The organism is Paraburkholderia ribeironis, assembly GCF_900019265.1.
Lineage (GTDB): Bacteria > Pseudomonadota > Gammaproteobacteria > Burkholderiales > Burkholderiaceae > Paraburkholderia > Paraburkholderia ribeironis.
Genome location: NZ_CYGX02000019.1, coordinates 102,772 through 109,799, shown reverse-complemented (window position 1 = coordinate 109,799; position 7,028 = coordinate 102,772). Strand labels below are relative to the sequence as shown.

Below are 7,028 nucleotides of genomic sequence, written 5' to 3'. Positions count from 1 at the left end.
TTTTCAGGTAGTCGTGGCGAAGCGCGAGATTGTCGGCGGCTTCGGCAACGTGTTCGAGTTCATCTAACGGCGAGAACGACAAGGCAGGCTCCTGTGTGCAAGGCTGGATCAGCGGGAAATTCACCAGGAGGCAGGTAGCGGACATAAAAAAACCCGCCTCGTGGGGCGGGTTAATGTGTCACTGCTATCCGACGCGCGCTAACCCACCATTCGATGAATGATGCTAATAATCAGCGCAATACGGATGTCGAGGCAGTTCATGGGCTCGATCTTCGTTGAGTTGGCACGCTTTGTCAATCCAGTGCCGCCATCAATCTTGCGCGCCACTGTGCTTCCTGAAGGCGCTGAGAATGTGCCTCTCCAGCGCGTTGTAGTCGCCACCGAAGTGATGGTCGCCCGATGTGCGAATCACGTCGATGCCGGTCTTGCCGAGCGCCGGGCACAACGTGTCCTTCTCGTTTTCACCATAGAAGCACTGCACGATCGCGGGCGGCACGCGCGTCAATTCCGGCCGCACCTTCAAGGCCTTGTCGCTCGCCGGCATGCCGAGCCAGCCGCCCACGCGGATCTGGAAATCGGCGTCGGGCGCGAAGCCGAGCAACGAGATCAGCGAGACCTTCGCACGTTGCGCGTCCGGCAGGCGGTTATAGGCGAACGGCATCACGTCCGCGCCGAACGAATAGCCGATCAGCGCAATGTGCTGCGCGTGCCAGCGCGCACCGTAGGTTTGTATGACGCGAGCGAGGTCGCGGCTGGTTTGCGCGGGCGGCTTCTCGCTCCAGAAATAGCGCAGACTGTCCCAGCCAACCACGGAAACGCCGTCTTTCTGCAAAGCCTGCGCGATGGTCTTGTCGAGATCGCGCCAGCCGCCGTCGCCGGAAATGACGATCGCCATCAGGCCGTTCGGATGCGCCGCCGGCAACTCGATGAGCGGCAGATCGGAGACGTCGTCATCGCTCGCGGACGCGGCCTGCAAATGCGGCGTCAGCAACGCGACGACTCGTGCGCGATCGGCATGCCCGGTGCTCGCCTGTTCGACAAAGCCTGGTACCTTGTCGCGGATCACCGTCGGGTCCGGCGGGCACGGCTGGAAGCGCGCGTCGAGCGTGCGCTCGGCATCCACCGCGACCGCGCCGGCAATCGTATTCGACGGCGCCTGTTCGAGCACGTGCATCGCGAGTGTCGCGCCCTGCCCCGTACCCGCGACGATCGGCGCGAAATAGTGGCTCGATTGCGATTGCCGTTCGAGCTGGTGGCTCAACGCCTCGGCATCGCCCACCAGTTGATGGCAGGTCTCTTTCTTCGCTTTCAGGTTAGCCGCGTAACGCGCGGTATCCACGCCGACGGTCAGCGCGCCGGCCTTGGCGAGCGCGTCGGCGCTTTGCTGATCGGCCGCGCTCCAGCCGCTCGCTTGCGAGTAGAGCACCACGAAGCCGCGCAACGGGCCGGCCGGCTGTGTGACCGTGACGTTGCCATAACGGCCGCCGGGCACGGTGTTGGTTGCCGCGTGCGCGAGCGCGCCATAGCTCAGAAAGCTCGCCGTCACGGCGAGTCTGAAGATCGAATGCAAGGTCATGAACGCCGGCCTCCCGCCAGCAATGACAGGTCCGCGAGCGTGAAGAACACGCCCACCGAACCCGACGCCGCGAGATAACGCGGCTCCCAGCGCGGCTGGAACTTGCTTTTGAAAGCACGCAGTCCGCGGAAGTTATAGAAGCGGCCGCCGAAGCGCCACACGATGCCAGCAAACCGGTGCCAGCGCGAGGCGAGCGGCGTGGGCCGCATTCCCGAAAGCGGCGCGATGCCCAGACTGAGCGAGCGGAAACCCGCCTGCTTCAGATGCAGCGCCAGTTGCGTGAACAGATATTCCATCGCGTACGGCGATGCGCTCGCCACGTGCCGCATCACGCCGACGGTCGCCTCGGTGTTCAGATCGGTCGTCATGAAGGTCACGAATGCGACCGGCTCACCGTTCTGACGCACCAGCATCACCGATTGCGCGGCGAGGTACTCATCGGTGAACGCGGCCACCGAGAAGCTCTTTTCGCGGGCGTCGCGGCTGTCGAGCCAGCCATCGGAAATCTCACGCAGCGTCTCGAGTGACGCCGGCACGTGGGCCCTATCGATCACTTCGACGGTGAAGCCATCGCGCTCGCCGCGCTTGAGCGCATAGCGCAAATGCGCGCGATGCGAGCCCTTGAGATCGAAGTCGTCGAGCACGACGTGCGCTTCCTCGCCGAGCTTCATCAGCGTGAGGCCGGCGTCGAGATAAAGCGGCAACGCGTTGGCGCGGACCTGATAGAACGCGGCGCGCCCGCCGTGCGCATGCGCGAGCGCGACGAACTTGCTGATCAGGCCGGCCCACTCCTCGCGCGGTCCCACCGGATCGTGCAGCGCGGCCCACGTGCGGCCGTTTTTCGCGTACATCAGGAACGCCTCGCGCGACTCGGAAAAGAGAAAGCTCTTGTCGCCCATCAGCGCGAGACCGGCGTCGCTGCGCTCCTGCGCACGCACGATGCGCGCCGCGTCGAGCAGATCTTCCTGCGCCGGTTTGACGAACCGGCCACGCGCCGGACGCAGCAATTGCCAGAACGAAAAGGTTGCCGCGAACAGGCTCGCCGCCAGCGTCGCGCGCAGCGCACGCGGTGCGCGTTCGTCGAAAGCGAACTGCCACCACAGATCTTGCGTGTACGGCACGTCGCGGAAAGCAAACAGCATCACCCACGTGGCCAGCATCAGCACCATCGCGACCGATACCGGCCAGCCCGCCGTGAAGCGTTCGGCGAACAGCGACGAATGACGGTTGAAACGCTTGCGCGTGGTCAGCAGCAGCATGATCAGCATACCAAGCACGCTCGCCTCCACGAACGCGAGCCCCTTGGTCATCGACAGCGCGAGACTCAACACCGCGAGCAGCAGCGTCATCCACCAGGCGGCGTCCAGCCGCCGCAGCAAACCACGCGCGACGAACAGCAGCAGCACGCCAAGCACGCTGCACAGCATCTGCGAGCTTTCGAGCACCCACAGCGGCACCAGATCGCGCAAGATATGGATGCGTTGCCAGAACGCGGGCGTCGCGCTGGAAATCACCAGCATGCCGCCGACCACGAACGTGACGAGGCTCAGAAACAGCGGTGCGAGTTCCGACGCGCGCGCTGCGTGCAGCCACGGCAGGCGGCTTTTCAGCGCGCGGCCTTCGAAACCCGCGAGCAACGCCGCCGAGACGATCAGCGGAACACCGAAATAGATCGCGCGATACGCGAGCAGCGCCGCAACCATCTGATGCGTTTGCACGCTGCCGCTCAGCGTGAACACCATCGCCGCTTCGAACACGCCGACACCACCGGGCGTATGGCCGATCATGCCGAGCAGCATGGCCGCGGCATAGACCGTGATGAAGGTCACGAAGTCCACGTCGGCGTGCGGCAGCAGCGCCCACAACGCGAGGCCCGCGGCCACCACGTCGAGCACCGCGAGCGCCACCTGTGCGAGCAGATCGCGGCGCGACGGGATATCGAACGACAGCCACTGCCAGCGCGTACGGACCGGACGCGTCTCGCGGCGGCACGCGGCGGCCACGAGCGCAAGCGCGATCAGCAGCGCGACGCCGCCCCAGCGCAGCGTGGTCGGCGTGAGACGCAGCATCGGCGCGAGCTGGCCGGCCATGCCGACCATCCCGAGCGCCGTCATCAGCACCAGCGCGAGCGCCAGCGAGACGCTCGTGAACACCGTCATGCGGCCGATCTGCGCGGGCGTGATGTTCGCGACGCCATACACGCGCGCGCGCACGGCGCCGCCCGTCAACGCGCCGAAGCCGGTGGCATTGCCGAGCGCGGAGCCCGCAGTCGCGCCGATCCACAGCGCTACACGCGGCACGGCCGCACCCAGGTAGCGCAAGCCGACGGCGTCGCGGCCGACCAGCGCCAGGTAGCTGAGCACGGTCGCGCCGAGCGCCGCGGTCCACTCGCTGGCCGTGAGTTCACGCAATTGACGTATCACCGAGCGATAGTCGACCGATTCCGACAGATGCTGCAGGACGATCAGCAGCAACCCGCAAATAACGAGCGCGAGCACGGGCGAGAGAAGTCCCCGGATGCCAGACGGCTTCGACGCAGAGTCGGGCGTCGCGCCTGGCTGGTCGGATTTATTGTTATGTCGATGGAACATAGTCAATGCGGGGGCCTTGCGTGGAACTGTCGCGACGACGGATCGTCCATCGCTGCGTCGCCTGCTTTTGGCGATTACAAAGGGATAACGGCAAAGTGTGAAAAAGGTTGACACCGTCAGCCATTTCGCCCTGATTTGACCTCGCATGGCCCGAGCTGGTTGACGCGCACGGCGTTACGACGCGATGAGTGCAGGTAAGCCGGTCGAAATTGCCGATTGGGGGTCGCCGGCAAAGGAATGAGCGGCGCGCCACTAAAGAGGGCGCGATGAAGCAATGCAATGCGCGCGCTACTTGCCCGTGGAAAGTCCGGCGCATGAGGGAACGAGGATGGTGTAACAGGGTCCCCGCGACGGCGGGCGCGCGTCAGCGGCGGATTGGCACGGCACCGCGGCGGTCGCCGCCGATTCAACCGCCGATTTTCGGGCCAGATAGCAGCGCGCCCGCTGGATGAGCGGGCGCGCATACAACATGGGCAAGTCAGCGCATTCCAGCACCAGCGCGACCGCCTGGCGGCAAGCGCGGCGCGTGGCGCGTGGCGCCTGTTCTTTACTGCGGACGGCGATGCGCTTCTGCGATCACGGCGCACTGTTGCAGGTGCAGGTTCAGCGCATGCAGCGCCAACGCGCGCAGCTTGCCGAATAGCGTAGCGTTGGCGGCAGTGGTGGCGCGGGTGGTGACATTCGAGGCGGTGTTCATGGTGGACTCAATTAAGTGTTTATACCTGGGTAATAACCCGATTATAGCCGCCTTATGCGGCACCGCAACAAAATTCATGATGCCTTCCTCTGTTGTGCGACGGCCACACCCGCCGGCCCGCCATTTCTGAAAAGGGCGTCATCAGAACGCAGCGTATTAACAAACCGCACCATACAGGTGCAATAATGCCCCTTTGCCTGCGACCGTCCGCCGCAGCCCGCCTTTTTATGACCGTCGCCCAGAAAGCCCTGATTGCGCCTCTCATCGTCGCGTGCGCGATGTTCATGGAAAGCGTCGATGCAAACGTGATCGTCACCGCGCTGCCGGCCATGGCGCGCGACTTCGGGCGCGATCCGGTCACGCTGAAAATCGCGGTGACGAGCTATGTACTGGGACTCGGCGTGTTCATCCCGGTATGCGGCTGGCTCGCCGACCGCTTCGGCGCACGCACGGTCTTTCGCACCGCGATCGGCATCTTCGTGACGGGCTCGCTGCTGTGCGCCGCGTCCGATTCGCTCGCCACCTTCACGCTCGCGCGCTTCGTGCAGGGTGTCGGCGGCGCGATGATGGTGCCGGTCGGGCGGATCATCATTTTTCGAGTGGTACACAAGTCGGATTTCATCCGCGCGATGAACTATCTGAGCGTCCCCGCGATGCTCGGTCCGGCCGCCGGTCCGCTGCTCGGCGGCTTCATTACCACCTATCTGCACTGGCGCCTGATCTTCTTCATCAACGTGCCGATCGGCTTACTCGGCATCTATCTGACCAACCGCCATATCGCGAACACGCGCGAACCGGACCCGGGTCCGCTCGACTGGATCGGCTTCCTCCTGTCGGCGGGGGGCGCGGTCCTGCTGCTGCTCGGGTTGTCGCTGGTGGGCGGCGAACTGATTTCGAACGTGGACGCGTTCGGCATGTGCGCGAGCGGCGCCGCGCTCCTCGCGATTTACGTCGCGTACGCGCAGCGCGTCGAATTCCCGTTGCTGGATCTGCGCTTTTTCAAGGTGCCGACGTTCCAGGCCAGTGTGCTCGGCGGCTCGCTGTTTCGCATCGGCCTCGGCGCCCTGCCGTTTCTGCTGCCGCTGATGCTGCAGGAAGGGCACGGCATGAGCGCGTTCCAATCCGGCCTGATCACCTGCGCGTCCGCGTTCGGCGGCATGTTCATGCGTACTGTCGCAGCGCGCGTGCTGCGCCGCTTCGGCTTCCGCTCGGTGCTGGTGATCAACGCCGCGTTGTCGGGACTCTCGATCGCGGCATGCGGGCTGTTTTTCCCCGGCACGCCGACGTGGATCATCTGGGTGGTCGTGCTGCTCGGCGGCTTCTTCCCCGCGCTGCAATTCACCAGTCTGAACTCGTTGACCTATGCGGAGATCGCCAGTCGCGACGTCGGGCGCGCGACCAGTCTCGGCAGCGTCGTGCAACAGATGTCGCTGGGTCTCGGTGTGACGGTCGGCGGTATCGTGCTGCAGATATCGCGGATCCTGCACGGCCATCCCAGCATCACGTGGTCGGATTTCTGGCCCGCGTTCCTGGTGGTCGGCCTGTGCTCGTTCGCGTCGATTCCGGTCACGCGGCGCATGCCGCACGGCGCGGGTGAAGAAATCTCGCGTGGCGTCCGGGGCTGAGCACCTCGACCGCTCTGCCGCTCTGCCCGCTTCACCCTTTCACGCGTTCTTGCGGATCACGCTCACTTCGCCGTTACGTTCGAGGATCGCTGCGGCTACGTTGTCCATCGAGCGCGAACCCGTTTTCTGCCGCACGCTTTCCTGAACGTCGGTCCGGGTAATCAGCGCCGCATGCATTTCGTGCGCGTTGAATGTACCGTTGGCATATACCTCGCGCTCGACGCCCCCCACCAGCCGCTCGAACCCATGCGAGCGCATGCAGGCCCACGCCAGCATCCGATGGCACATGACGATCACAAACGATGCAACGACCGTCCCGATGAACGGCGACGCGCCGACGATCGTCCTGCTCAGCGTTGCGCCGAGCAGGATCACCACCACCAAATCGAATGGTGAGCGTTGCCCGAACGAACGTCGGCCCGACACCCTGATCATGACCAGCGCAATCACGAACACGACGATCGCGCGCATGCCCATCTGCAAAGGGCCGAGATCCTTGCCTTCGCCAAACAGAACGTAGATCGCGTCCATCATGTCGT

5 protein-coding genes are annotated in these 7,028 nt (G+C 64.7%); 1 reads left to right on the top strand and 4 read right to left on the bottom strand.

The window, feature by feature from the left end:
- Window positions 1-310: 310 nt before the first annotated feature.
- From BN2475_RS09850 to BN2475_RS33510, 3 genes are all read right to left on the bottom strand, one after another.
- Complete coding sequence (locus BN2475_RS09850; RefSeq protein ID WP_094779341.1) at window positions 311-1,576, bottom strand: virulence factor family protein; 1,266 nt, start codon at window positions 1,574-1,576, stop codon at window positions 311-313.
- A complete protein-coding gene (gene mprF, locus BN2475_RS09845) occupies window positions 1,573-4,167 on the bottom strand; it encodes a bifunctional lysylphosphatidylglycerol flippase/synthetase MprF (protein WP_094779340.1) in 2,595 nt (864 codons plus the stop codon). Before mprF ends, BN2475_RS09850 begins: the two co-directional genes overlap by 4 nt.
- Window positions 4,168-4,714: 547 nt before the next feature.
- Complete coding sequence (locus tag BN2475_RS33510) at window positions 4,715-4,942, bottom strand: hypothetical protein (RefSeq protein WP_143325763.1); 228 nt, start codon at window positions 4,940-4,942, stop codon at window positions 4,715-4,717.
- A gap of 149 nt (window positions 4,943-5,091) precedes the next feature.
- On the opposite strand from BN2475_RS33510, the gene BN2475_RS09840 reads away from it, so the two are divergent.
- On the top strand, window positions 5,092-6,489 hold the full coding sequence (locus BN2475_RS09840; protein WP_094779339.1) for an MFS transporter: 1,398 nt from the start codon (window positions 5,092-5,094) through the stop codon (window positions 6,487-6,489).
- Between the two features lie 39 nt (window positions 6,490-6,528).
- Here the strand turns inward: BN2475_RS09840 and BN2475_RS09835 are convergent, their stop codons facing one another.
- A complete protein-coding gene (locus tag BN2475_RS09835; RefSeq protein ID WP_094779338.1) occupies window positions 6,529-7,023 on the bottom strand; it encodes a DUF421 domain-containing protein in 495 nt (164 codons plus the stop codon).
- Window positions 7,024-7,028: the final 5 nt, after the last annotated feature.

Excerpts from the sequence above, each read along its gene's own strand:
- BN2475_RS09850 (WP_094779341.1), bottom strand. The coding sequence starts at position 1,576 with ATGACCTTGCATTCGATCTTCAGACTCGCCGTGACGGCGAGCTTTCTG.
- mprF (WP_094779340.1), bottom strand. The coding sequence starts at position 4,167 with ATGTTCCATCGACATAACAATAAATCCGACCAGCCAGGCGCGACGCCC.
- BN2475_RS33510 (WP_143325763.1), bottom strand. The coding sequence starts at position 4,942 with ATGAATTTTGTTGCGGTGCCGCATAAGGCGGCTATAATCGGGTTATTA.
- BN2475_RS09840 (WP_094779339.1), top strand. The coding sequence starts at position 5,092 with ATGACCGTCGCCCAGAAAGCCCTGATTGCGCCTCTCATCGTCGCGTGC.
- BN2475_RS09835 (WP_094779338.1), bottom strand. The coding sequence starts at position 7,023 with ATGATGGACGCGATCTACGTTCTGTTTGGCGAAGGCAAGGATCTCGGC.